The following is a 25,818-nucleotide window of genomic DNA, read 5'->3' on the forward strand; positions in this document are numbered from 1 at the left end:
GTAATTGGTAAAACTTGTTAAATCCAAATATGACATTTATCTTAGTTTGCGTAGACAGACTTTGCTTGTCTATAAGCAATTTCAAGCTCCGGTTTATCTGCGTTAATCAGCGTTAATCCGCCTTAATCTGCGGTTAAATATCAAAACCCGAATCATCAATAATTTCGCTAATTTGCTTATCCACATAATCATCATCCACATTCCGCGCCATCAACTCAGCTAAAATCCCCAAAGAAATCAACTGCACCGACAGAATTGTACACAAAATCCCAAAAAATAACAAAGGTCGATTCCCGATCGGCCCAAAATTCATCCCCGCCAAATTCAGAAACCAAATAACTATCAAATAACTCAGCGAAACAGTTCCAACCAACCCAAAACACAATCCCAAACCCCCAAACAAATGACCCGGTTTGTGCAAATATTGCGTCGTGGCTAACACCGTCAACAAATCAATAAATCCCCGCGCATAACGTTCCCAGCCGTAATTGGATTTTCCGTGCTTTCGCGGATGATGTTCGACAACTACTTCGCCAATTTTAAACCCTAAATTGTTTGCTAAAGCAGGAATGTAGCGGTGCAATTCGCCGTACAATTTAATCGACTGCAAAACTTCCCTACGATAAGCTTTAAAACCGCAATTCATATCGTGCATTTGCACCCCTGTCAGCAAACACGCAACGGCATTAAACAGCTTGGAAGGTAAAGTTTTAGAAAGCGGGTCGTTCCGCTGTTTTCGCCAACCAGAAACTAAATCAAATCCCGATTCTAAATGATGTAAAAATTTAGGAATTTCAGCGGGATCATCCTGAAGGTCAGCATCGAGAGTAAAGATAATTATCCCTGCTGCATTGCGAAATCCTGCTGAAAGTGCGGCGGATTTGCCAAAGTTGCGGCGCATTTTAATGGCTTTAATTAGTTTCGGATGTTGGCTGGCTAAATCTGTGATTTCTTGCCAGGAATAATCGCGGCTACCGTCATCTATGAAAATGACTTCGTAATTGTCTATTCCGGTTTGGGACATGACAATTTGGATTTTTTCAAACAGCAATTTGAGGGTGGCTTCTTCGTTGTGAACTGGGATGACGAAGCTGAGATGTTTGGGCATAGGGCTATTCTATTTCATTTGTGTTGTAAATGAGGTTTTTTTATTAACCGCACAGGGCGCAGAGGGCACAGAGGAGGAGAAAGAGAGGTTTTTTTAGTTTTTATTGATAACTTGGGAGTTTCGCAATGCGACCCAACCTTGGCGGTTTTTAAAGGAGGCATAGGCTGTCAATAATTTATCTGTTGGTGATGTTTGAATATATCCTCTCCAAGCGGCGAATTCGTAGGAAGGGCCAAACAATTTAACTAAATCTGGGCGTGGAAATCCTGACATGGCAAAACCTCGAACGACATTTTCTTGGTTGAGAATGACAATACATTTTACATTGTTTTCGGGGTCTCCTACCCAGCCAATTACTCTGGAGGCGGCGGGCGCGAGTTTAGTTACTGTATCAAAATATCCGGGTACTCCGTCTTTGGGTGCTGACAGTAAATTTGGGTCAATTTTTGTGTCTAATGCTGCACAGAAATTGTGTTTTTTGATGTCTCGGTTAAAGGGCACTAAGTTGTTAGTTTTTAAGGCGTCGATTAACCCGACAAAAGCGGCGGGTTTGTTGCCTACGCGGTCTTTAATTAGCGTTACGTCGGTGATGCCTAATTGCAGTGATAATGCTACTAACGGTTGATAGGTTGCTCTGTGGGCGATCGCCATTGCAGTTTCGCCTCCCACCCCGTACATTAAAATAATCGCGACTGTGGCGACTGCAAACAGCGGTGTCAGCCAACGCCCTTGAATTCTTGGTGTTGACTGCCACTCGCGCACCCACAATACTGTCAGCACAATTGTGCTCATCCAAAACAAAGCTGGGAGTGTGGCGTAGCGGGAAGCGGTGGCTTGTTCGACACCAAATCCCGATCGACTAACCGCGGCCATTAACGCCGTTTGCAGCGTGTAAAGTTGGATTGATAGCCAAGGCAGCCAATCCGGGCGATCTACCTTTTTTACAAATAGCCAATAACCCACAAAACCCGTCGTTGCAATCAAACCAATTATACCAATAATTGAAGCAACAATAATATTTTCGCTAAAAATACCGCCGAGATAAGTGGGAATATATTCGAGAGTTTTGAGCGGGTTAATTTTAGTTAAAGAAGGGTGATGAGAGGGAGTTTTATAAGTTAAAAAATAAATGCCAATCACTGCAATCGAAGCAATGAAATACAAATAAGTTATGCGCCGAGGAAACCGCAGCACAACAGCAGCAGCACACAATATCGGCCACAAAGCTAAAGGAGTGCTGTAACTAATACAGCCTAAAACGCCAAAAACAATGCTGCCAATTACCCACTTATTTTGTAAATGTGGGGGCGGGCACGGGGGCACCGCCCCTACCCACTCGTTACCAGGATCTGCCTGGGAATGAATATCCAGAGGTTCCGCCTTTCTCTTACTTGACAAAACTGTTACATAGGATTGCAAACAAAATATCGAAGAAATCACAAATAAATTAGCAATTATCCAGTGAACGCCACTGAATCCGCGCATCCAATTGTGAGCCGCCGCCGGAGTAAAATTAAAAATAGAAATGCAAAGGAGTAGCGAGATAAATTGCAGCGGAAAACGCCTCAATTTTAACGGCAGCAGAGCAATTAATACGTGGCACTGAATCCAACCCAAGAACCAGGCAACTAAACATAAACCAATATTTGAACCTTGGGTGACAACTATATTCAAGGCATAAATAATTGCCGGAATCAAGACAAAATGCTCGTTCGCCCGAAATATCCAATTAAAAGGATTTGTAGAGAAACCGTCTACTGAATAAAAATTCCACGTCATCCACCAATAATCAAAATTAGACAATTCTCCCGCTTGGGATATCAAGTACCAAATATATGACGCTGGTATTAGAATGCCGAAAACTGATGCGGCAATTAAAATATATTGTTGCTTGACTTTCATGGATTCAGACATGGGGTATTTTTAATTAATGGGGCAGGTTTAGCGACGCACTCTCGACAAAGAAACCGGGTTTTTTATTTAATCTCTAGGCTACAGCGAAGGATTTTCGTAAAAAACCCGGTTTCTGACCACCTGTGGGTAAGTCCTATTGTCCTGAATCCCTAAATTTTAGACTAAAGTTCAAACTCCCAGATTCAATGCTGCAAGTAAATCTAAAATCTAAAATCTAAAATCTAAAATCTAAAATCGACTGACTTCTCTAGCCAGCATTTGTCTGAGCCCTTGCCGCCAGTGGGGAGGATACGTGCCTAGAAGTGCTGATATTTTTACCGTAGAGAGAACCGAAAAAGCAGGACGTTTTGCGGGTGTCGGATATTCGGCGGTGGTAATAGGAATTACGCGCTGAACTTTTAGGGGAAGGCCGAGTTGTGCTGCTTCCTCAAAAATGGCGATCGCAAAATCGTACCAACTACAAAGTCCGCTGTTAGTGTACTGGTAAGTCCCAAAACTTTCTGGCCCAAGCAGAGGAATAATTTGCGAAATTGCCTCCGCTAAATCCCCCGTCCAAGTAGGACTTCCGATCTGATCTGTTACTACTCGAATTTCTTCTCTTTCCTTTCCCAACCTCAGCATAGTTTTGACAAAGTTGCCTTTGCCTCCGTTGCCGTAAACCCACGCGGTTCTAATAATAATATGTCGGTTTCCCGCTTTCCGAATTGCTTCCTCGCCTGCTAATTTAGATTTGCCGTAAGTTCCTAGCGGGTTCGTAGAATCTGTTTCCTGATAAGCAGAACCGTGGCTGCCGTCAAATACATAATCAGTGGAAAAGTGAATCAAACTTGCTCCCAGTTTTTCGCATTCTTCTGCGATAATTCCGGGTGCAATGCCGTTGACTGCATTTGCTAATTCCGGTTCGCTTTCTGCTTTATCTACCGCAGTGTAAGCACCCGCATTGACGACTAAATCCGGTTGAATTTCAGCCATTGCTTGACGGATGCTTTCGGGTTGGGATAAATCGAGGTGAGTGCGATCGACCGCAATTACCTCTCCCGAAGATAATAAAATCGGCTGCAATTCTTGAGCTAGCTGTCCGCTGCCGCCTGCGAGTAAAATTTTCATTGTTAAAAAACTTGAGCTTCTTTGAAGGTTTGTCCCGCTTGGTCTTTAGCTGATAAGATTGGTTGGGCACCATCTAGCGGCCAGTCGATCGCCAAATCGGGGTCATTCCACAGGATACACCGCTCGTGTGCAGGTGCATAATAATCTGTAGTTTTGTACAAAACTTCAGCCGTCTCCGAAACCACTAAAAAACCGTGTGCAAATCCCGCCGGCACCCAAAATTGCCGTTTATTTTCTGCACTCAGCAAACACCCTACCCACTTTCCGAAAGTCGGCGAACTTTGTCTAATATCCACCGCTACATCAAATATTTCGCCAGCAACTACCCGCAGCAATTTGCCTTGAGGCTGCTGCATTTGGTAGTGCAAACCGCGCAACACATTTTTAGAGGATTTGGAATGATTGTCTTGAACAAATGCTGCCGTCACCCCTGTTTTTTCGACAAAAGCTTTGTGATTGAAACTCTCAAAAAAGAAACCGCGATCGTCTCCAAAAATTTTCGGCTCAATGATCAGAACTTCCGGTATTTCAGTAGATATAACATTCATAGTTGGCTGTATCGCGTGATAAACTCATACTCGGTCTAGGCTATTTTACTATGAAAACTGACACATATCTCAAAAAATTGTACGCCAATCGATTTGATTCCCGACAACTGCAAGCCAAGGTGGCACTCTGGAAAGTTTTAATTGACGAATTTTTACAAAATTATGTTCCTTCCGAATCAGCGGTCTTAGATATTGGCGGCGGTTACTGCGAGTTTATAAATCAAATTAGAGCTGACCAAAAATGTTTGATTGACCTCAATCCAGATTCAAAGTTATTTGCAAATCCTGATGTGAAGGTGCTTAATATTGATGTGTTGAATTGTGGCGATAAACCTGCTTTTAGCGAACAATTTGACCGGATATTTATCTCTAACTTTTTTGAACATCTTCGCAATAAAGAAGAACTGATCCAAATTATCTCATTTTGCTTTGAGGCCCTTAAACCAGGGGGTTCTCTCTTAGTTGTTCAACCAAATTTTAAATATTCTTTCAAAGAGTATTACGATTTTATCGATCATCAATTACCTATTACCCACTTATCGCTGCAAGAACTTTTACAAACCGTCGGCTTTGAAATCGACCTAATTATACCCAGATTTTTGCCATTTTCGACCAAAGGCAGACCGACATCGCCCTGGCTTTTAAAAGTTTATTTAAAATTGCCTTTTTTGTGGCTGTTTTTGGGAGGCCAAATGTTTGTTAAAGCATCAAAGAAAAACAATAGAGGCCGATCCTCATGACAGGCCTTCCCAGTCACATCTACGCAGAGAGATACATCTGCGTTTATCCGCGTTGCTCCCCCTGCATCTGCGGTTAAAAATTGTCTACAAAATCGAACTTAAAACCACCTCATTAGCACCAATCCAATCATAAATATCCTGCAAAGCTGCTTCCGGCCCAATAACCGGCCGCCATCCTGTTTTCTCCATCACCTTAGAAGAATCAGTAATAAAAATCGGAATATCCCCCGCGCGTTCCTCCAAAACAGGATGAATGGGAATCGATTTACCCGTAATTTTTTGGCACAAATCAGTTGTCTCAACCAAAGAAAGACTGTTGCTCAAACCGCCGCCAACATTAAAAACTTCGCCGTCAAATTTAGCAAAATGTTCTAACTGATAATTAACTAACCTCAACAAATCTTCAACGTGCAGCAAATCTCTAACTTGCTTGCCACTGCCACCAAAACCGATATAACTCAGCGACTTTTGAAAATAGTGAGCCGCCACCCACAAACCGTAAACTCCCTGATCTACTTTACCCATTTGCCAAGCACCCGTAATTAACCCGCATCGGTTAATAATTGCGGGTACATTGTATGCTTCCCTGTATTCCTCAATCAGCAATTCCGATGCTAATTTAGTTGCTCCGTAAAGCGAACGGTGTCCTTTTAAAGGTAAGTCTTCTGATATGCCCAACTCCGATATACCGGGTAAAGTTTGCTCAGGGGCGATCGCAAATCTATTCGGCCACTCTAACAGCTTAACAGATTTGACAGTGGCGATCGGATAAACCCGACTCGTAGACAAAAACAACAAACTCGCACCCGTTTGTCTCGCCAACTCCAAAACATTCACAGTGCCCAGTAAATTCGTCTGCAAAACGTACTGAGGCGAACTAAAACCAGCCAGCACAGAAGGCTCAGCAGCACAATCTATAATGCAGTCAGCATTTAGTGCAACTGGATCTAAATCTGCCCCTGTGCGAATATCCCCGTAAACAAACTGAATACCGCAACTTTTAAGCCGAGGCAGATTCAATTCCGAGCCCCGGCGACGCAGGTTATCTAAACAAATTATTTGCCATTCCGGGTGCAGTTTCTTCAGGCCAATTGCCAAACAACTGCCGATGAAACCCGCACCACCAACAATTAAAATTATCTCAGGCATTGACTCAACTTTCTTAGAGGATTAATTACTGCTATTAAATTATTGAACAATGGGTGTTGAGGTATACCTGGCATTAAAACTGAATCATCTTTTTAATGAATTTTGACAACTATAGGACTGACGCACGGATGGCCAGAAACCGGGTTTTTTGCGAAAATTATTCGCTGCAATCCGCAGATTAGGTAAAAAACCCGGTTTCTTTGGTCGGAAATGCGTAAGTCTTCAACTATTCTGGTTCAATGCCCAAAGCCCGCAACTGATTCGCTAATCGATTGGCCCGCTCCTGTGCTTGCAGTGCAGCTTCCTCTGGTGTAGCAACTAACTCACCATCGGGGGTAAAATAACGCAATTTCCCCTCGTGAATTCCCAGATATAATTCTAGTACCTCACTCCACAATCTACCAAATTCATTGGCAAGGATAGCTTGATATTCTTGACCGATTAAACGAAAACCGCTAAACTCTAAATCTTCAGGATCGAACCAAAAGTATTCGGGAGTTCTAAACCGATTCTGATATAATATCTTTTTTTCGTTGCGATCGACTCTTGCGGTAGAACTAGATAACAATTCTATAATTAGATCGGGATATCTCCCCTCTTCTTCCCAAACTACCCAGGAACGACGCGGACGTTTTTCTGTGTTTGCGATCAGAAAAAAATCCGGCCCGCGAAAATCCCGATTCCGCAATTGTTGCTGGCTGTAGTAAACCGTCAGGTTTGCTCCAATAAAAAAGTCGTGGCGCTCGCGCCATTGCCATTCCAAACAGGCAACTAATAATGCTAGTTGAATATAATGTAGGGAACTTTCCATTTCCGGTTCGTCACTTTCTAATTGACTGGCATCTGGCATCAATCTTGCCATTTCTTGGGCTGTAAAAACCATGACTCAATCCTCCCACTTTGGTATATCTTATAACCCACACTTCCCCATCGCCTCTCTCGTCAAATTATCTCTGACTATCCTACTTTTTATGCCCTTCACCATTATTATAATCGGGAAACTCGATTTTGTACGCAATCCGCGAGAAGATCGCATAGTTGTTATCCATAATTTTTTTCGCGAGAATATAGCAGTTAGGAGGACGATTAACCGATCGCACTGATTATCTCCGATCGGCATCAAAGTATTAATAGCTGCCGTACTAAAATCATTAGTCATCATTCCTTCGCAGTCAAAACTTCAGTCCTTGACTTTGGCAATAAATCTAATTTCAATTCATTCATCTTTTTATTTCGGTGGTAGTCGCCGCGAGACAGATGTTTTTCCAACCAGACATACAAAACAATAAACAAATACCGACTGCCCATCTCTTTTATTTTCAGTTTAGAAATACCAGCAGTCCGATTGTACCACCTCAGAGGAATCACCGTATAGGAAAAACCCCTAACAATTGCTTTTAAAGGCAGTTCCACTGTCAAATTAAAATGGTGGCTCAAAATCGGTTGCACCCCTTCAATCACTTCTCTGCGGTAAATCTTAAAAGCATTGGTGACATCGCTGTAGCGCAAGCCGAAAATACTTTTGACAAACCAGTTTGCTAAGCGGTTAATTGCTAACTTGTGAATTGGATAATCAACCACAAAGCCGCCTTTAATAAAGCGGGAACCGAAAACGCAATCATATCCTTCTTGCAATTTGCGGTATCCTGCTACCAAATCCATCGGATCGTCGGAAGCATCCGCCATCACAATTGCTGCAGCATCTCCGTCAAATTCCGCCAAACCCCGGCGCACGGCAAATCCGAAACCATTCGGAGGTTGATTGTTGATGTATCTAACTGTGCCAAAAGTCTCTGACAACTCCTGGCAAATATCAATAGTTCGATCGACACTGTTGTCATTCACAATCAAAATTTCGTGCGGAATGCCTTCTAAATCGAGCGTGTGGGCGATCGCCCGCACAGTACCGTACAAACAGCCCTCCTCATTGTGGGCTGGTATAATCACAGAAATTTTCACTCCTCATCCTCCGCGCAACTGGACAAACTGGTTGTCAACAGGATTATACACCCAAGCTTTAATTTCAGTTTGGGCGATCGGCAAATTATTATCCGACAAATCAACAGCCCACCTTGCATTATTGTATAACTCAGATTTTAAACTCTTAGCGATGTCGGGACTGTCCAAATTTACATAAGCGTTAGCAAAAAAAGATTGTTTATCGCCCAGAGATAGCAATACAATATTCGGCTGTTGCAATTTTTCTTGCCAAACCGCCCAACCAGCCGCCTTGACAGCATCATTTTGCTTAACAGTCAAGGATTTATCGCTAGTTTGAGGTTTGTCTAAATAGCCGTAAACTTTCTCCGTATTAGAAATAAACTCTACATTTTTCGCGAACTTGAGCCAACCTATTTTGTCGATTATTGCAGCGCCTTCTCTCACCAGCCAAGTTTTTTTGCTCAGCACCCTCAAACAGCTTTCCGGCGAATTATCAAAAAAATCTGATGGTTCCAGATAGTTGATTAACTGCAAACAATCTTGAGCGCCTTGTTTGTAAAGAAATGCCGCTCTAGTTTGGGCGATCGCCTGCTGAGAGTTAACAATAATTATCCCAATTAACAGCCCTGCAACTATCCGATAAATAAATTTATAATTAAGCTTTAACGTAGCTTTTATTTTTTGAGAATTACCTCGGAAAAACACTTGCCCTAGCTGTACCAAAGCAATTAACAGCAAAATCGAGTTAGTCGTATATCTCGACGATTCGAGCGCGTGAATCGCCCCAAATTCTGCCCTCCCACCCGTAATAAACAAAGAAGATAAAACCGAAAAAAAACCAATTGACAGCCAAGGTAAAGCCTCACGATGCTCGGTAATCTTTCTCCCAAAGTGGAATCCCAAAAATAAGAAAGTTGCAAATATTAGCAATCCAACCAATGCTGAAAGTCCCGGCGTTCGCACAATTGGCGAACCCAACAGACTCAAAAAGTAATCAATTACCACCAGCGGCTTATTCAACAATGAAATAATACTTGTTTTCCGACTGGGATGATAATCAATTGAGTAAACAGCACAAGTTGCAGCAAAGAGCAATATCCATAGAATCAATCTTTTTCTTTTTTCTACCGCCTTTTCTTCTAAAGCCGCCACAGCCGGAATTGCAGCTAACCAAGACAGCAAGCCTTGCGCGAGGGAAAAACTAGCAATAAAGCAGAATAAAGCAGCAATAGAGATTTTAATATTAGGCAAAAATTTGCGATTTGAACTCAGCGCATAAACCGCAGCTACAAAACATAAATTGACTAAAAACCACGCTAATTGAAATCCCCAAAGCCAGTTTTCGTGCTGAACTAGAGAGAAAAGCAAAATACAAGTTAAAATATTAGCTAAATGCCACAAATCATCCCCAACATTCTTAACTTGCATTGAGGATAACTTGTACATAGCGATAAAAGTTATCCCAGCCAAACCTATGCTGAGACACAACTGATAATTAATATTCCATTGAGAAGCAAAAGCCAAAATAGCAATAATTATTTTGGGAAAAAGTATGCGGTGGTTGCTGTGCAAAGCCCAAAAATCGTTAAAAGTTACATTTCCCGCAGCTATTTTTTCAAAAAGGCTAGCTAACCTCCACTCATCATCAACGGGAACGTTAACGCTAAAATTCGCTACAAATCCGATTAACAGGACAACAGGAATTAGATATAGAGTAAATAAGATGATTTTTTTCATGAAAGTGCGATCGCACTGATTGCCATCATCATTTTATATCAAACCCGGTTAAATAATTTTTATCAAGTTTGTAGTGAAGACTTTACTCCTCATAGTTTGGGCATAGCGGGGCTTGCATTCCTTACTACAAACAAGTTGAAAACAGAACATAGAGAAACCCGGTTTCTTGAAGATACCGGGTTTCCGAACAGCCTAAAAGCCTCGCGTTGAATTCGGTTAACCGAATTACTTAATAGTCTTGAACGTATCCATTTTCCCTGTAAATCGGTTGATAAACATCTGCAAAACAGTCCGCTTGCCGATATTGATATTAGAACTCACGGACATTCCCGACTGCAAGTTAACCTCCACTTCATTTGCCTTGCCCTTGTTCAAAACAAACTTCTGATTTTTGAGCTTAATTTTGGTTTTGAAAGCGTAGTATTTCCGCAGTTCAGTAGGAGGCTCAGCATCGCTGCTAATCTCTATCACTTCACCCTCAGCAGTACCAAACTCCATCGCCGGGAAAGCTTCTACATTCACTTCCACAGGCACACATTGGTATTTCGTCAAACCCAGTTTCTCTCTGTTAATTTCCTTCTCTGGACAAACGCAAATTTTACCTGTTTCGCAGTCAATCTTTTCTCCGTCTAATTGCTTGCCGTGATACGGCTCCAATTTTGCGCGTTTCTGTCTCAAAGCATCCAATACCAGAGCCACATTGCTGTTTTCCAGGTAAACAACTGCTTCCAAACCGTTGTCGTCATCCAAAACCTTGAGCAGCTTTTCAGTTTGCTGCGCTTCGTAATAAGCTTCTTCACAGCGCAGCGGGCGCGGTTCGCCCGGTTTCAGCACCGTATTAATAATGGATTGGCATATCGGATCTTTCGCCATATCCAACTTAGCTTTCTCCTTCGTAGAAGGTTTCAAATCAAAGATTACCCCCGATACCGGAGCCTTCATCACTTGAGTGTCGCGGTTTTGTTGGGCCTTTTCTAGCTGAGCGTTTACCTCGGACAACTTTTTCAGGTTTTCCACTTTGAAGCGGCTTAGCTGAGAATCGCTGCTGGCAATTTGTTTCTCGTTTTCAGCAATTTTGGTATAAAGTTCTCTCGCCCAGGAATCCTTGGTATTTTTTAACTGTTCTTGGGCGCGGCTGATGGACTCCTGAATGCGTGCTTGCTCTCCTTGCTGACGCTGTATATCAGCACTAATTTTTTGGATATCACCTTGACGCGCGTTAATTTCGCCTCGGCGTGTATTGATTTCACCCAAGCGCGTGTTAATTTCGCCCCTACGAGAGTTGATTTCACCTTCGCGCTGCTTGATTTGATCTTGCTGTTTGAGAACGTCGCTTTGGCCTCTGAAAACATCTTGTTCTTGACGTTCTTTTTGCAGTTCAGCGATGGCTCCTTCCTCCACTAGGGGGCCGAGTCTGCCTAGAATGTTTTGATTCGACTTCAATACTTGTTGGGATTTGGCTAACTGTTCTTCGGCCAAATCTTTCTGAGCCAGAGCTGATTTTACTTGCTCTTGCGAAGAACTTAACTGCTGCTGGGCATAATTTAATTGGTTCTGGGCAAAACCCAATTGTTGCTGTGCAACGATCATTTGATCGCCCGCAGCTTTCTCAGCGTCCTGAGCTTGCTTTAGTTGTTTTTCCAACTCCTGAACTTGCCCTTGGGCGGAGGCTACGCGAGACGTAAATTCATCTTTGTAATTAGCATAAAGTCCTTGCTGGGCAGGAGCAAAATTTCCGCTAGCTCCCCGATTGAGGTACAGTTCGTCAATCAAAGCTTGCAGCACTTGATTTTGTGCCGTGAGGCTCTGTCTGTCCTTGATTGTTGATTCTAGGTTAGAAGGAATAGGGCCTTGAATTTTGCCACTGACAACATCTTCGTAAAATTTATTTTCCTTTTCCAGAGCTTCTTTAGTTTTCTGTATCGATGTTAAATCAGCACTGGGTGCAATGGGGTTGAAAGTGAGCAGAGGCTGGTTTTTTTCCACACGATCGCCATTTTCAACGTGAAGTCTCACCACAGCGCCCGTAGCAGGTGCTTGGATGTCTCTAGCACCATCTTTGAGTTCCAATTGGCCGACAGCGGGGACAGCTTGCTCTACGCTAGCAAAATAAGCCCAAACTACAGCCGAAGTGGTCATCAGCATGATCATCCACAAAAACAAGTGCGACCAAATCGCTGGTTTTTCGAGAATGACTGGTTGCTCAGAAAGTATTAACGATTTCATAGCCATTTGTTAGTTCTCAGTTGTTAAGCGTTAGCGATCAGTTGTGAGTTGGTGATATCAGGTATTCGATGACTCTTGTTGTTGGAAGAGGCAGTAGTAACGCCCTTTAAGAGCCATTAATTCTTTATGAGTTCCCCGCTCGACTACCGAACCTTGATCCATCATAATAATTACATCGGCGTTTTGGATGGTAGTCAGGCGGTGAGTAATGAAAAACACCGTGCGGCCGGCGAAAGCTTCTGCTAAGTTATTGCAAACTTGGCGTTCCGAATGGTAGTCGAGGGCGCTTGTAGCTTCGTCCAAAATCAGCAGTTTCGGGTTTTGCAAAATCGTCCGGGCGATCGCCAAACGCTGTCTTTGACCCCCAGAAAGCGACGCACCCCGCTCTCCCACCACCGTATTGTAGCCAGCAGGCAAGCCCATAATAAAATCGTGAGCTACCGCTAATTTCGCAGCTCGCACAATCTCATCCGTACTCGCATCGGGATTACTCAGAGCAATATTTTCCTGCACAGTACAGTTAAACAGCAAAGTATCTTGCAACACCACCCCAAGTTGGCTGCGGAGCGAGTACAGTTCCACCTTAGAAATGTCGTATCCGTCAATAAAAATCCGGCCCGACAGCGGCGGATAAAGACGCTGCAACAGCTTCATCGCCGTACTTTTACCGGAACCGCTTCCCCCCACAATTCCCACAAAACTGCCAGCGGGAAATTCCAAATTCACATTAGCCAATTGCAGTGCCCCGCTTTCTAGGAATCGGAAGGAAACCTCCTCATAGGTAACCTGCCCTTGAATTGCCGGCAGCGGGATATTGTTCCGGTCTTCATCGCTGGTTTCCGTCGGCGTATCCACCACATCCTTAAGCATATCGATCGACATCGAGACTTCTTGGAAACTCTGCCAGACGCTCACAAAACGCAGCAGCGAACCAGTCACGTTCCCGGAAATAATTCGGAAAGCAATCAACTGACCCAAAGTAATCTCATTTCCCAGTACCAAATAAGCTCCCACCCACAACTGAGCTAAGTTACCCACCTGGTTTAAAAAGCTGCTAATCGTACCCGCCGCAGTCCCCGTGATAATTGTTTTAAAACTGGCTGTAATGTATTTTGCGTAGCGGCTCGACCACTCCCACCGGGATTTCAATTCAATATTTTGAGCCTTAACAGTTTGAATCCCGCCGACTACTTCCACTAAATAAGATTGAGAGTCAGAAAAACGCATATTTCTCTGTTTGATCAGGCGCAGCACCAGCGGATTGATTAGAATAATCATCAGCCCCAGTATCGGTACCACTGCCAAAGATACAAACGTTAGCTGCACGCTGTAGGAGAGCATAACGGCGACGTAAACCACCGAAAATACCGCATCGAGAACCACTGTCAGAGCTGTACTCGTCATGAATTCCCGAATCTGGCCCATCATGCTGAATTTGTAGACCAAATCTCCCACCCGCCGATTGTCAAAGTAATTTTGGGGTAGCCGGAGCAAGTGGTCGATTACCTCCGCACTCAATTTGACATCAATGCGGTTTGAGGTATCTATAAACAAAAAGGTACGCAAACCGTTGAGCAGTCCTTCAAACAGGGCAACACCTAACAGAAACGCCCCCAAAATATCCAATGTGTCAATGCTGCGCTGACCTAATACTTTATCAATAATTATTTGGCTGATTAATGGGTTGGCAAGACCAAATAACTGTACAAAAAACGAAGCGAGCAACACCTCAAAAAACACTGTCTTGTGTTCCATGAGAGCCGGCACAAACCACCAGAAGCTGAACTGCTCTTTTTGTTCGACTTGCGGAGCTTGCAGCAGCAGGACTTCTCCCTGTTCGCCCCATATTTCTTTGAACTGAGGTATCCGCTTCCGCATCAACCCTTTTTCGGGCGTGGCCAGCACCAATTCTTGCTCGGTAATGCTGTAAATAATGGCGAAGCTGTCTTCCCATTTAATCATTACGGGGGCTTTGATGCGGTTGATGGCTTCTGCTGGCACTTGCGCCAATTGGGGCGTGAGGCCGATGCTTTGGGCGATCGCCCCGCAGGCTTGCATACTGATGGAACCAGCGGTTTTTAACTGATTTTCTAGAACTTTGCGGATGATATCTCGACGAAATTTGAGGCCGAAATACTTGCTCAACATCTGGAAGCAAGCTAGCGGAGCGTCAATCTGCCCTTTGGCGCGGAAAACTGGATATCTCCCCGCATCCTTGGGTTGGTCGGTTGCGCGTTCTGGGGGACGATCGGGAGCGATGGGTACATCGTCAAAAGTGATGGGTGGTTTTTTCCCTGAGCCTCCTGTTCCTGTGTCTGTCCCGCCAATAGGGGGATATTCTAGCTCAGGTGGTGATGCTGAGGGTTCCCGGAAGCCTACCAAGCGGGCGCCGAGGCGGCCTTCTACTTTTAAGGATTTGGCGGCGTTTTCCACAGAGAAACGGCTGCCGGTGGGAAAGTCGCCCAAGACGCCGCTGCTGACGAGCCAAACTCGATCGGCATCTAGCTCTTTGGCGAGGTCTTGAGTTTTTTTGTTGCCGTTTGGTACGTTGACAACTGTCGCATCTTGCCAAGCTTGCAGGGTGAGTTCCTTGAGATTGGAAGTGCCGTCCGCTTGGCGCTGCAATTCCAGGCTCAACAGTTCAAATACTTCGCTCAAGGAACAGTGTTCGCGAAAGGCTTCTCCAAATGTCGGCTGTTTTTCCACTACGCTCAGGAAATCTTCCGCAGGTAGGACGATCGCGATCACATCTGTAGAGGCGATCGCCGTTTCGCAGGGAACTCCCCTGAGCAAGCCAGCCCAGCCCAGGATTTCCTTCGACTGTACCAAGCGCAAACTTACGTGGCGCTGCGAGCGCTGGTCAAAGCCCAGCAGCCGGGCCTGGCCTTGATAGATAATTGCCACCTGAGTCGGCATTTTTTCCCGTTCAAACAGGGGTTGCCCCGTCCGGTAGCCAAGGAGTTGGCATTTAGCCACCAAGGCTGTCAGAGCCGTCTCTGACATTCGGTCAAAGGGAGGTGTTTGAGCTAGGAAATCCTGAATTTGGGAGAGGGAAACAGCGGAAGAAGTCATCCAATTTTAGATTTTAGATTTTAGATTTTAGATTGAATCCAGGGGGTTTTTGTCAGGATGCTAGACTTTTTAAAGTCTCCACGGATAAATCCGGGGGCCCCTGACCCAATTGCTTGATTGTCATGAAATTGAAGACACGGAGGAGAGGGGCTGTAGCGGGCCTATTTGGGAGATCTGTTCGGTGAGCCAGCTTTCAAAGAGTTCGTTAATCAAGTGCAGCCGCATCGATTCATCGAGCTGGGCCGGCATGAACTTTTCTAGTCGAATAATTACCATCCATTCTGCCAGAGGACGCGGCGTCCAGAGTTGATTTGGCTGGCTGACGGACAAAAGTTTGCTGATTGCCGGGTGGGGCTGCGAGAGGGGTACGGGGCCCAACAAGCCGCCTGACTTGGACTCTGGCCCTTCGGAATAGTCGCGGGCCACTTCAGCAAAGGTTTGTTCCCCTTCGAGGATGCGAAAGTAAAGTTCGTTTGCTAGTGCAGGATTTTTGGTGCGTACCAGGGAATAGACTACATGGTCTAGGCTGGCTTTGCGGGTTAAAAAATAATTATCTACTTTAGGTCTCCAAGTGGCTTGCTTAAATTTTTCGATCAGCAATGGTCTGACGGCCATCTCTTGAAGTTCTTCTTCCGTCATGTTTTGGCCGCGCAGCCAAGCTTCTTTGGCTTCGGGGGCTGTCAGTTGGTGTTGTGCCAGAAAGTTCTCGACGGCGGATTTGCGTTCTTCGTCGCTGCAACTAAAGGATGCGATCGCTTGGTCTACTATTACACCGCGCAAGAATTGCGGCATTAACTGGTACCGCTTCAGGAGTGATGGCATATCCTGAGCTTGCAGTAATTTATCGCCTATTTGAAAAAGTCCTGTCATTTTTTTATCTCCAACTGACTTGCGCTTCCCCTTTTAATTTAGCTGTGGCAGGAAAAGAGCGACAACCACTAACCCCTCAATTCCCCGATGATAGCAGACCGTCAGTGGGCTAGCGCTATTGCTGTCTATTTCTTGACGCTCTGCCTAGCGAGGGGTTCCCCGCAGCTCTCATAATGGTAACGGGATGCGAGAGTGGGAGAGTGGGAAAATCTTTACTTCTGCCATCTTCCTTTTTCTCTCAACATCCATCCGTTAAATCCCGTACACTGCTTAGTTGCTGAACTTCCTTCTTCCTTCACCCTCGGAATAGTCTTTCAAAGAGTGTTCCCAGTTGAGTCGAGCAAGCGCGACTGTCGAGATATTTCGGGTTTGCCGCCATTTTTTGCTGGATTCGATCGCGGTAGTGCCGCCGCAGTTCTGGGTTGGTTCCCAGTGCTGTGCTGAGCTCTAAATAAGAGTTCTCGCTGTTTGCTACCAGTTCCGGAATTAGCAGTTCTTCGAGCACTGCGGCTGATTGTCGCGATCGAGTTGTTTGCCCTTTTCTTACCACTACAGGCAACCCCACCAGCAGCGCTTCTGCCGCATAGCAGGCACTGCTGTATGGATAGGAGTCTAAATATATATCAGCCAATTCCAGACATTTTATGTAATCTGCGCGAGATGGCAGCGCTTTAATCACAACTAAGCGCTTTTTTTCAACCCCAAATTCGGCAAAGAGCGATCGAATTTGGTTGTAAAAAGGCACTGTCGGATAGTTTTCATTGCGGGAACGAAAGGGATACAAAACTAAAATAGAATTTGGTACCGCCGCAATAATTTTTGCCCAAGTTTCTCTCAATTCTGGGATAATTGTAAAAGCTTGAGTGCCGGACATGAACACCACAGATTCCTCAGTGGCTCCCCAACTGCTGCGAGTCGGTTCAACCCTGCCTGGTGCCGATCCTACACTATAGCTTAAACAAACTCCCGATCCTTCTAAAGAAATTAATTTTTCGCGATACTCTGCTGCTGCACCTGCGGGCAATGTCAAATCTCCGGCAATGAAATAATCGATATTTCGGGCGCCCGTGGTGGCGGGGGTTGATGCACCGGTAGCTATTTGCACCCGGGCTAGTCGGTGCAGGCACAGCAGCGCGCTTGGTTGAGAAGTATTGGTAGTATTGGTGCAGATTAGCAGAATATCTAAATCGTGCGATCGCATTTCTCGGACTTGATTGGGCAAATCTTCTGACAGTTGCACCAGTTTGTCGGCGCAACTTTCGCAGTATTTCTCCAGTCGTTCGTCTTGTACCTGGAAATAGTAGACAATAATTTCAAATTTGCTTCTGTCTAAATATTCAAAACTCGGAATTGCAGCACGAGTCTCAGATTCCTCACTAATTTTATCAAGCAAAAATCCAACTCGGATTTTAGTTCTTTCCGGTTCTCTCTGAGGAAAATTCCATTCTATTTGAGAGCCGATATTTTTTAAATTAAATTCCAGAATATCAGCTCGCCGACTCAATATATTGAGCAGATTGACCTCGCTCAAATACAAAGTTTTGAAACTAACATTTTTCGCAATAAAAGCCGCCAAATAACGCCAAACTTCGGAATCGGGAAAACTGGCGATATTAGCAGCGACGTACTTGATTAACTGCTGGAAATATTCAGAGTACCTTTCTACTTCCCAGTTTTGTTTAAAATAACCGGGAGACTGAAATATAAATTTCAAAAAGTCCTCAAAAAACCACTGGGGAATCGCTGCATTGTTATACTCAAGCGGCAACTGATAAGCGTCGCGGTACAGCATCGCTGCGAGGAGATATTGAATCTTCTCGGCAATTTCCCCTCCTTCAGCAAGTTTCGAGGATAACTGCTGGATCAAACTTTGTTCTGAGTCGGTTAAACTTTCATTTTTGAGCCTGCTCTCTAGTAGCAATTTATGAGCTTTTCCCATGTTTTTCAAGTAAGCACTTTCTATTTTTTTAGCTGGCAAATTCAGCCAATATTCAGCTAGCTGTTGGCGGTATTGGCGCAGCACGAGAAGAGGCTGTTTTGAGGGAAATTTATTGTATTGCTCAAGCATTGCTGACACTTCCGATAAACTCGGCTGGGTTCTCAATGCCAACTTTTGGCGGATTTTATGTTGGATTTGTTGATCCAGGAAACTGTAATCAGGACTATTTAGTAGTTTTTTGTAAAATCTGACTACATCTTTATGATTTTCCCCAGCCGCGAAGTTTTTCCAAGTTTGTTGTTCGGGATGAATCCGCAGTGACGACAGTTTTTCGTCTACAAATCCGATATGATAGTTGCCCATGATTCGCCACCACATATCTAAGTCTACATACTGAGATAATCCAGAATCAAATAATCCTATTTCTTCAAAAACTCTGGCGGCAATTAAGACGGTACTGGGTTCGCCAATTTTGTTTATGGGGTTGCTCAAGCAGTTAGTATCTGCCAGTAATTCTTTTCCGGGCTGAATAGATTTTAAATTCGACCAACTTTTATGCAAATCTTTAATTGATTGGGAAGCTCCGCGCAAAATAGGGTTAGATTCATTGTCAGCTATGGTAATGCCACGCGGGGAGAAAACCATACCTATTTCTGGGTGTTGTTGGGCGAGTGCGACCATTTTATCAATACATTCTGGCGCGAGCAAGTCATCTTGAAACAGAAATTTAATGTATTGACCTTTTGCTTGGGATATGCAAAAGTTCCAGTTTTGTGATAAGCCGTAGTTGCGGTGCAGTACGATGCGGAAATCGAGTGAGGTTTGCGATTGGAATGATTGGGCGATCGCAACTGTTGCGTCTGTGGAGCCGTCGTCGGATATAATCAGTTCTATGTTAGGGTATGTTTGGGCCAAAGCACTTTGAATCGCTTCGCCAATAAATGCCGCTCCGTTGTATGTCGGAATACAAATACTAACTAAAGGTTGTGAATTTTTTACTGTCGCCCCCTGAGAGGACTTTTTCCGTATTCCACGCTCCAAGCTTTTGAAATTATCTGTAATTTCGGCAATATATTCGAGACGGTTTTGAATTTTTCCCCCGACAGTTAGCGGATTCAGTAATGTCTTAATATCATCAGCAGCTATCGCTCCAACTTGCTGAGCTTCCCGGTAATTGTTAAAGACGTACCGCATTAAATCAGCAGCGTGTTCGACATCCGCTTGGGCCCAAATATTGCCTTTTTTGTAAGGGCCGAAATCTTTCTCAATTGGGATTAACTTATACTTGACTAAATAGCTATTTCCGACATTCATAAATTCTGTATTTGATGAATAGCCGGTGGCAATTACGGGTTTGCCGTAAAACATGGCTTCAGCCATTGTTAAGCCGAATCCTTCGCAGCGGTGCAGCGATACATAACAGTCGCAATTATAGAGCAAGCCGTTAAGTTTATTTTTGGACAAATATCCGTCTAGATGTTTGATATTTGAATTATTTGCTATGGCTGAGTTTAAGGAGGCTTGCGCTGCTGAAAATTTGTGAGAATTAGAAGATTTGATGACCAATAATACGCTGTTATCTTCACCAAAAGCTTGCTTAAATGCTTGAATTGTCGTTAAAGTATTTTTGCGCTCGATGCGGCTAGAAAAGTCGAAGACAAACAAGAAAATAAATTTATTTTTCGGTAAATTCAGTGCTTCTCTGTTCAGGGAAGGTGGGGGTAGAGCAATACTAGGCATGATTTTGATAACGGGAATTGGCGCTACTGCGGCAATTGCTTCGGCGCAATAGTTGCTGTAAGTCCATATTTCGTGAAAGTGATTAAATGCGGGCTGCCATTCCGGGGGAAAGGCGGGAAGTTCCCAGGCCCAAAAGCCGATGTTGTATTTTTTGTCAAAATAACTGGAACCTATATGTTTGATAAAGGTTGCAACTTCATCTGCGTTGACTTGAATTAAGTTTACGGGATAGGGATTATCTTGGCTAAAATTTTGATATGTGGTGTCTTTCTTGCGGTGGGGACTGCGGGTAAAATTGTTTATGGCGAAGGGAATCCCGGCGGCTTCTGCAGCCCTAATATTTGCTCTGACACCTTCTCCTATGCCAAATTCGCCGTTGATGTAGCCGGCGATGTTCATTCCTCGAATAGGGTTCATAGTTTCTAATGTATTTAGCACAGTGTAGTGTAGTTTTTTTGACAAAAAGCAAAATTAATCAGCTCAATTGTGCTCAAAAAGGTAGGCGAGAGAAAAGATTATAATTTTGCCGAATATTTGCTAACATATAGCAATCCTGGAGGATTTGTGAATAAGATTTAAAGGAAACGCTCTTAACGCAGACCAAGAGAAGAGAAAATAAAAAAAGTTCGCAACTGGGATTTTAGCGCTTGACAAAGATAGCGATCGCCATTGTATACTGGCATCGCAATGCTAACCTTCGGCTGGTTGTCTGTCGGCATGGGTTGCTCTGTTTTATTTTACGATAAACTAATCAGGAATTTTAGACAAAGTGATCGATCGCGCCAACCACGACTTCTTGAAGCTGCTACCGCCGGATGCTAAAGTCATTGTTGAAATTGGCTGCGGTACGGGTGCGACGGGCGAACAGTACAAACTGATCAATCCCCATTGTCAGTATATTGGCATTGAATGCGATCGAGAAAAAGCTAAAATTGCCGTCGATCGGCTAAACTGGGTGACGGTAGCCGATATTGAAGAAATTGCCCTCGAAAGTCTCGACATCGCTCCAGGAACCGTCGATTGCTTAATTTTCGGCGACTTGCTACCCTATCTCAAAAACCCTTGGGAAGTGCTCAAGCAGTACAGTGGTTTGCTGAATCCAGAGGGGCAAATTCTCGCCAGAATCCCTAATGTTCAATACTGGCGGCGAATTGTCAATCTGCTGCGGGGACAGTGGGAGAATCCCGACAGCAAGATGCAGCACTGGTTTACCCTAGAAAGTATTAAATCACTATTTGCTCAAGCCGGATTGCAGGTTTACGAATTTCAAGGGAAGGGACACAAAACCGAAAATTTTGTCCACTTTCAGGAATTACTGCATCCAATGGTAAAGGCTTTAGAGCTCACATCGAGCAGTTTTGCTACGGAAACTGGTGCTGAACATTATATCGTGCGATCGACCAAATCGACCGTACCTGCACGCAGACTCCTGATTCAGACTATCATTATGGCTCCTACAGGGTGCGATCGTGTGCGAGTTTTGGAACCGGACAAATTTAGCGCCACAATTCCCGGTGTCCGCACCGTATCCGCCGTGAAAACAGCAGGATTAATTCCCCCCCTACCGGAAGAAGAAAAAGTCTTCATTTGGCAGCGGACAATTATGCAATATCCCGCCTACATTCCCCAACTCAAAGAACTGTTGCAACAAGGCTATTTAATAGTAGCTGAAATTGACGACAATCCCATCCGCCGCCGCGAATACGCAGACAATAATTACCTCAGCTATCGCGGCTGTCACTGCGTGCAAACTTCTACAGAACCGCTAGCAAAAATTTTGCGCCAATACAATCCAAATGTTGCCGTATTTCCCAATCAATTAGCTTATCTACCTCCGCCGCGAGTTTATCCCGCAGAAGATAGAGTCACAATCTTTTTTGGTGCACTCAACCGCGAAAAAGATTGGCAGCCGATTATGGCAGCACTCAATCGAGTTTTAGTCGCGCACAAGCACCGGATTCGAGTTAAAGTAATCCACGACAGAAAATTTTTTGAATCATTGAAAATACAGCAAAAAGAATTTGAACCATTTTGCAGTTACGAAAGGTATCAAGAAATCATGTACAGTTGCGATATAGCTTTGCTACCGCTTGTTTCCAACCCGGTTAACGAAACGAAATCCGACTTAAAATTTATTGAATGTGCAGCGCGGGGAGTAGCGGTGCTGGCAAGTCCCACTGTGTACGAACATTCGATTGTCGAAGGTGAAACAGGATTGATTTATAGATATGAAAAAGAATTTGAAACCAAACTAAATTCGCTGATTTCTGACACTTCTCGGCGCCGGGAAATAGCCGCGAATGCTTACGAATGGGTGCGCGACAACCGCTTGCTGTGCGGTCACTATCGGCAGCGGCGAGATTGGTACTTACAGATGCGGGACGAGTTGCCACGTTTAAATACTGAGTTGCGCGATCGCCTGCCGGAGTTATTTGGTGACTAAGTGCGGTAAGATTTATAGGCTATTGTGCGATCGTTCTGTTTTATGGTTGTATTGTTTAAATTTTAATTCTTACCAGAAAGAATTGGTTTAAAGCCGGAACCCTTGTAGGGAGAAATTAAAAGAAGACTATTCATTACTCCAATCCTCTTCCTTCCAGGTAGAGGTCGCTGTCAACTGTCAACTGTCAACTGAATCCACACCAATGCGAATTCTCTTCACTATTGCTCACTTTTACAATCCCAGTGGCGACGGGAAACACGCTTCCCAGCGAAATGATCCGCAACCGCGACTAAATGCTTTAACAGCTTGCGTGACATCGCTGCAAGCTTTGTACGGCCAATCTCAGTCCATGATTGACATTAGCGAATGTGCAACTATCCCAGCAAATCAATCTCAACAGCACGAAATTGACATTGTTGTTTGCACTACTCAAGGTTATCATCTGTTGCCTCAACTGCCAGTGCAGCCCAGATGTTTTATGCACCACCCTACCAAATGCGAGCCGCTGCTGTTGGGGTTTGAGTGTCAAGCAGTTTTGCGAGCGTGTCTTAACAAATACGATTATTTCTGTTATTTGGAAGATGATTTAGTTCTGCATGATCCGTGGTTTTTTAGTAAATTAAAGTGGTTTACGCATCACGGAGGAAATGGGAATTTGCTGCAACCTAATCGCTACGAAATAGCGCCTAAAGGCGCTGTTTTTAAAGCATATGTTGATGGTGATTTAGCCGACTCAGCGACTTCTTCGTTTCAAAATGTAGAGGAGCAGCGGCAGTTAATGGGAAAAATCATGGAACAAACAGTCGCTTTTGAGCGGGCGTTAAATCCTCATTCCGGCTGCTATTTTTTGAATGCGGAACAGATGGCACACTGGGCTAAGCAGTCTCATTTTTTGGACAGAGATACTAGCTTTATCGGCCCGCTAGAAAGTGCCGCGACTTTAGGAATTATGCGGACTTTTAGAGTTTACAAATCAACTCCTGCTTATGCTAACTTTTTGGAGATTCAACATTTTGGCACGAGTTTTCTGAATTTGATTGGTAATAAGGTGAGGGTGCCGGAAGCAGGATGAGTTAAGATATTTAGGTAAGCTGCAATACTTGAGAGGTAGCATGACCCAGGCAACCGAAAAGATTGTCCTTCCCTCTCCTTTCCCCGACCACACTCAACTGCCAGAGGAAGACGGCACTTTCGTCAAGAATTTTCAGGAGCATCCCCAGAGCATTATTTTGACTGATTCTATCGGGTCGCTATTGCAAGGGCTTCATCCCGATGGGCAATATGCTATAGGGCAAGACTGCGGCATCTACTGGCGAGAAACTGACCCGCTTGAAAAGGGAGCAGAAGCTCCAGACTGGTTCTACGTGCCGAATGTGCCACCAACACTAGGAAATCAGATTCGTCGCTCTTACGTGCTGTGGCGGGAATTCATGGCTCCGATGATTGCTTTGGAGTTCGCATCAGGAGATGGTTCAGAAGAGCGGGACACAACCCCACTATCGTACTCGGAAGTTGGAGCGGCGCAAAGGCCTGGGAAGTTTTGGGTATATGAGCGGATCATGCGGATTCCGTTTTATGGCATTTATGAGATCAATAGTGGCAGGCTGGAGGTTTACAGCCTGAACAATGGGTTTTACCAGCAGTTGCTTCCGAACGATCGCGGTCATTATCCGATCGCGCCAATGGGCGTAGAATTAGGACTGTGGGAAGGCAGTTATCAAAACCAGACAATGCTGTGGCTGCGGTGGTGGGATAGCGAGGGTAATTTGCTGCTGACTGGTACAGAACGAGCTTCCTTAGCAGAGCAGGCTTTGAGTGCAGAAGCCCAAGCGCGGCGGGATGCCATCCCTCGGTTGTTGGCAATGGGATTGAATGCAGAGCAAGTGGCAGAAGCACTCGGTTTATCAGTAGAGGAAGTTAGGCAGAATTCACAATCTTAATGTTGGTTTTTATTAATAAGAAGTCAAAACATCGCCGATTTTAACTGTGCCACTATTGATAATTTTGGCTAAAACTCCAGTTTGTGCGTGACCGAATTCTTTTTGGAGTAAACTGAGTAGGGAAATATCCCGATCGCCTGTTTCGGGATTCACTTCTATATTGACACAGCGGCCGATTCGTGCTGTAACTTCTATACGCGCCGTGCCTAATTGAAACTGTTTTCCGATCAACTCAAATTCTGACCAAGCTGCCATACCTTCTAGCACAATGTTCGGGCGAAATCGGCCCACGTCAATGTTTTGAACAGCGATTTCTGTTAATTGGTCTAATGTGGCTTGACTGAGTAAAGAAATGTGTACGGGTTCTCGATCGGGATAGCGAGTTTCGCCGCTGGTGTCGCCGACTAACTGCAAAGGTGCAAACTGCGGGTGTCTCGCTTCTTTTGTGGGTTCAATTGCCGCCAGATATTCTGTGAAAAAAGTGCCGATGCGATCGCGCCCCGCTGCTGTGTTAGTTTCTGCGGATAACACTTCAACTCCTTGACGCTGGACTGTTAAAACCGTCGTTTCCGGTTGATAATGACATTCTAAAGCTGCTAACAGAGGCCAATCATTTTGAACTGCAAAATGTTTCTTGCTCATCCAAGGGACATTTTGGGCGGGCATCTGTGCAGCTTCAAGATTATCTGCAAACATTAAGGCAAAAGCTCGATCGCCCTTAATCCCGTGTCCTGCTGTTAAAGCAAACTCCGACATTTCTTGCGGCGTCAGCCCTTTAATTGGATAAATAAATAACTGTTTTATTGTTGCTACTGTCATATTTTTTTTAGCTGTCCTTCAATTTAAACTGAACTCTTGTTCCCCCCTTAGTAAGGGGGGCTAGGGGGGCGAAGCTATTTTATAAACATTAATAAAATTGCTCTACAAACCGGATTAAGCTAGCAATTCATAGCGACGGATATCTGGAGGCCCAACGGCCAAACCGTCTAATTTCTGCACGGCGTCTTGAATGTGAGTTGAACCGAGGTGTAGTTCGAGCAAATCTGCACTTTCCCACTCTTCAACGAAGGTAAAATCTGTGGGATCGGCTTGATTTTGCAGGAGTTCGTATTTGATGCAGCCTTTTTCTTGGCGAGTGGGTTCCATAATACTCAGCAGCAGAGATTTAAGTTCTGCTACTTTGTCAGGAAAGGCAGCGAGGCGGGCAACTACTCGCAAGGTTGGTTTGGACATAGGACAAAAAAGTCACAGATAGGACGATCGAATTTACTGATTTTTATTTGGCAAACTCAGCAACACACGGTTTTACTTAAAATAACCTAAAGAGGTCGATCGGTCAATCGA

18 protein-coding genes are annotated in these 25,818 nt (G+C 44.4%); 4 read left to right on the plus strand and 14 right to left on the minus strand.

All coding sequences use genetic code 11. The features are described from left to right. Positions 1 to 133: 133 nt before the first annotated feature. The 4 genes from QUB77_RS16470 to rfbC all read right to left on the minus strand — a co-directional run bounded on the left by QUB77_RS16470 (position 134) and on the right by rfbC (position 4,677). Positions 134 to 1,108: a glycosyltransferase family 2 protein gene (locus QUB77_RS16470; RefSeq protein WP_333175069.1), complete on the minus strand. Its 975-nt coding sequence runs from the start codon at positions 1,106 to 1,108 to the stop codon at positions 134 to 136. Between the two features lie 93 nt (positions 1,109 to 1,201). After that, entirely contained in the window at positions 1,202 to 3,022 is a 1,821-nt protein-coding gene (locus QUB77_RS16475; RefSeq protein ID WP_333175067.1) for a hypothetical protein, read from the minus strand. 228 nt (positions 3,023 to 3,250) lie between these two features. Next, complete coding sequence (gene rfbD, locus QUB77_RS16480) at positions 3,251 to 4,129, minus strand: dTDP-4-dehydrorhamnose reductase (protein WP_333175065.1); 879 nt, start codon at positions 4,127 to 4,129, stop codon at positions 3,251 to 3,253. A 2-nt stretch (positions 4,130 to 4,131) separates the two neighbouring features. After that, positions 4,132 to 4,677 carry a dTDP-4-dehydrorhamnose 3,5-epimerase gene (rfbC, locus tag QUB77_RS16485; protein WP_333175063.1) on the minus strand — a complete coding sequence of 182 codons (546 nt, stop codon included), beginning with the start codon at positions 4,675 to 4,677 and terminating at the stop codon, positions 4,132 to 4,134. 50 nt (positions 4,678 to 4,727) lie between these two features. Here rfbC and QUB77_RS16490 point away from each other — a divergent pair, with 50 nt between their 5' ends. Further along, complete coding sequence (locus QUB77_RS16490; protein ID WP_333175060.1) at positions 4,728 to 5,417, plus strand: methyltransferase domain-containing protein; 690 nt, start codon at positions 4,728 to 4,730, stop codon at positions 5,415 to 5,417. 84 nt (positions 5,418 to 5,501) lie between these two features. Here QUB77_RS16490 and QUB77_RS16495 read toward each other — a convergent pair whose 3' ends face one another. From QUB77_RS16495 to QUB77_RS16530, 8 genes are all read right to left on the minus strand, one after another. Beyond that, positions 5,502 to 6,566, minus strand: a complete 1,065-nt coding sequence (locus tag QUB77_RS16495; RefSeq protein WP_333175057.1) for an NAD-dependent epimerase/dehydratase family protein — start codon at positions 6,564 to 6,566, stop codon at positions 5,502 to 5,504. A gap of 226 nt (positions 6,567 to 6,792) precedes the next feature. After that, positions 6,793 to 7,449 carry a Uma2 family endonuclease gene (locus tag QUB77_RS16500; protein ID WP_333175054.1) on the minus strand — a complete coding sequence of 219 codons (657 nt, stop codon included), beginning with the start codon at positions 7,447 to 7,449 and terminating at the stop codon, positions 6,793 to 6,795. A 275-nt stretch (positions 7,450 to 7,724) separates the two neighbouring features. Further along, on the minus strand, positions 7,725 to 8,525 hold the full coding sequence (locus QUB77_RS16505; protein ID WP_333175051.1) for a glycosyltransferase family 2 protein: 801 nt from the start codon (positions 8,523 to 8,525) through the stop codon (positions 7,725 to 7,727). Between the two features lie 3 nt (positions 8,526 to 8,528). After that, positions 8,529 to 10,244 carry a hypothetical protein gene (locus tag QUB77_RS16510; RefSeq protein ID WP_333175049.1) on the minus strand — a complete coding sequence of 572 codons (1,716 nt, stop codon included), beginning with the start codon at positions 10,242 to 10,244 and terminating at the stop codon, positions 8,529 to 8,531. Between the two features lie 225 nt (positions 10,245 to 10,469). After that, a complete protein-coding gene (locus tag QUB77_RS16515) occupies positions 10,470 to 12,476 on the minus strand; it encodes a chromosome partitioning protein ParA (protein ID WP_333323288.1) in 2,007 nt (668 codons plus the stop codon). A gap of 51 nt (positions 12,477 to 12,527) precedes the next feature. After that, the gene (locus tag QUB77_RS16520) at positions 12,528 to 15,542 is read right to left on the minus strand and encodes a peptidase domain-containing ABC transporter (RefSeq protein ID WP_333175045.1); all 3,015 of its coding nucleotides are present in this window, start codon (positions 15,540 to 15,542) and stop codon (positions 12,528 to 12,530) included. Between the two features lie 120 nt (positions 15,543 to 15,662). Continuing rightward, positions 15,663 to 16,412 (minus strand): peptidylprolyl isomerase, encoded by a 750-nt coding sequence (locus QUB77_RS16525; protein ID WP_333077408.1) that lies wholly within the window; start codon positions 16,410 to 16,412, stop codon positions 15,663 to 15,665. Positions 16,413 to 16,707: 295 nt separating this feature from the next. After that, complete coding sequence (locus QUB77_RS16530) at positions 16,708 to 20,508, minus strand: glycosyltransferase (protein ID WP_333175043.1); 3,801 nt, start codon at positions 20,506 to 20,508, stop codon at positions 16,708 to 16,710. Between the two features lie 352 nt (positions 20,509 to 20,860). On the opposite strand from QUB77_RS16530, the gene QUB77_RS16535 reads away from it, so the two are divergent. The 3 genes from QUB77_RS16535 (at position 20,861) to QUB77_RS16545 (ending at position 24,474) form a co-directional block, all read left to right on the plus strand. Continuing rightward, a complete protein-coding gene (locus QUB77_RS16535; protein ID WP_333175041.1) occupies positions 20,861 to 22,534 on the plus strand; it encodes a methyltransferase domain-containing protein in 1,674 nt (557 codons plus the stop codon). A gap of 202 nt (positions 22,535 to 22,736) precedes the next feature. Continuing rightward, positions 22,737 to 23,606: a calcium-binding protein gene (locus QUB77_RS16540; protein WP_333175039.1), complete on the plus strand. Its 870-nt coding sequence runs from the start codon at positions 22,737 to 22,739 to the stop codon at positions 23,604 to 23,606. A 40-nt stretch (positions 23,607 to 23,646) separates the two neighbouring features. After that, positions 23,647 to 24,474: a Uma2 family endonuclease gene (locus QUB77_RS16545; protein ID WP_333175037.1), complete on the plus strand. Its 828-nt coding sequence runs from the start codon at positions 23,647 to 23,649 to the stop codon at positions 24,472 to 24,474. 12 nt (positions 24,475 to 24,486) lie between these two features. On the opposite strand, the gene QUB77_RS16550 is transcribed toward QUB77_RS16545, so the two are convergent. Next, positions 24,487 to 25,293 carry an MOSC domain-containing protein gene (locus tag QUB77_RS16550; RefSeq protein WP_333175035.1) on the minus strand — a complete coding sequence of 269 codons (807 nt, stop codon included), beginning with the start codon at positions 25,291 to 25,293 and terminating at the stop codon, positions 24,487 to 24,489. Between the two features lie 114 nt (positions 25,294 to 25,407). Then, positions 25,408 to 25,707 carry a putative quinol monooxygenase gene (locus QUB77_RS16555; RefSeq protein ID WP_333175033.1) on the minus strand — a complete coding sequence of 100 codons (300 nt, stop codon included), beginning with the start codon at positions 25,705 to 25,707 and terminating at the stop codon, positions 25,408 to 25,410. Positions 25,708 to 25,818: the final 111 nt, after the last annotated feature.

The sequence above is a fragment of the Microcoleus sp. AT9b-C3 genome (assembly GCF_036705485.1).
Taxonomy (GTDB): domain Bacteria; phylum Cyanobacteriota; class Cyanobacteriia; order Cyanobacteriales; family Microcoleaceae; genus Microcoleus.

What these genes read in the sequence shown, in the direction of transcription:
- QUB77_RS16470 (WP_333175069.1), bottom strand. Translation starts at nt 1,108, where the DNA reads ATGCCCAAACATCTCAGCTTCGTCATCCCAGTTCACAACGAAGAAGCC.
- QUB77_RS16475 (WP_333175067.1), bottom strand. Translation starts at nt 3,022, where the DNA reads ATGTCTGAATCCATGAAAGTCAAGCAACAATATATTTTAATTGCCGCA.
- rfbD (WP_333175065.1), bottom strand. Translation starts at nt 4,129, where the DNA reads ATGAAAATTTTACTCGCAGGCGGCAGCGGACAGCTAGCTCAAGAATTG.
- rfbC (WP_333175063.1), bottom strand. Translation starts at nt 4,677, where the DNA reads ATGAATGTTATATCTACTGAAATACCGGAAGTTCTGATCATTGAGCCG.
- QUB77_RS16490 (WP_333175060.1), top strand. Translation starts at nt 4,728, where the DNA reads ATGAAAACTGACACATATCTCAAAAAATTGTACGCCAATCGATTTGAT.
- QUB77_RS16495 (WP_333175057.1), bottom strand. Translation starts at nt 6,566, where the DNA reads ATGCCTGAGATAATTTTAATTGTTGGTGGTGCGGGTTTCATCGGCAGT.
- QUB77_RS16500 (WP_333175054.1), bottom strand. Translation starts at nt 7,449, where the DNA reads ATGGTTTTTACAGCCCAAGAAATGGCAAGATTGATGCCAGATGCCAGT.
- QUB77_RS16510 (WP_333175049.1), bottom strand. Translation starts at nt 10,244, where the DNA reads ATGAAAAAAATCATCTTATTTACTCTATATCTAATTCCTGTTGTCCTG.
- QUB77_RS16515 (WP_333323288.1), bottom strand. Translation starts at nt 12,476, where the DNA reads ATGGCTATGAAATCGTTAATACTTTCTGAGCAACCAGTCATTCTCGAA.
- QUB77_RS16520 (WP_333175045.1), bottom strand. Translation starts at nt 15,542, where the DNA reads ATGACTTCTTCCGCTGTTTCCCTCTCCCAAATTCAGGATTTCCTAGCT.
- QUB77_RS16525 (WP_333077408.1), bottom strand. Translation starts at nt 16,412, where the DNA reads ATGACAGGACTTTTTCAAATAGGCGATAAATTACTGCAAGCTCAGGAT.
- QUB77_RS16530 (WP_333175043.1), bottom strand. Translation starts at nt 20,508, where the DNA reads ATGAACCCTATTCGAGGAATGAACATCGCCGGCTACATCAACGGCGAA.
- QUB77_RS16540 (WP_333175039.1), top strand. Translation starts at nt 22,737, where the DNA reads ATGCGAATTCTCTTCACTATTGCTCACTTTTACAATCCCAGTGGCGAC.
- QUB77_RS16545 (WP_333175037.1), top strand. Translation starts at nt 23,647, where the DNA reads ATGACCCAGGCAACCGAAAAGATTGTCCTTCCCTCTCCTTTCCCCGAC.
- QUB77_RS16550 (WP_333175035.1), bottom strand. Translation starts at nt 25,293, where the DNA reads ATGACAGTAGCAACAATAAAACAGTTATTTATTTATCCAATTAAAGGG.
- QUB77_RS16555 (WP_333175033.1), bottom strand. Translation starts at nt 25,707, where the DNA reads ATGTCCAAACCAACCTTGCGAGTAGTTGCCCGCCTCGCTGCCTTTCCT.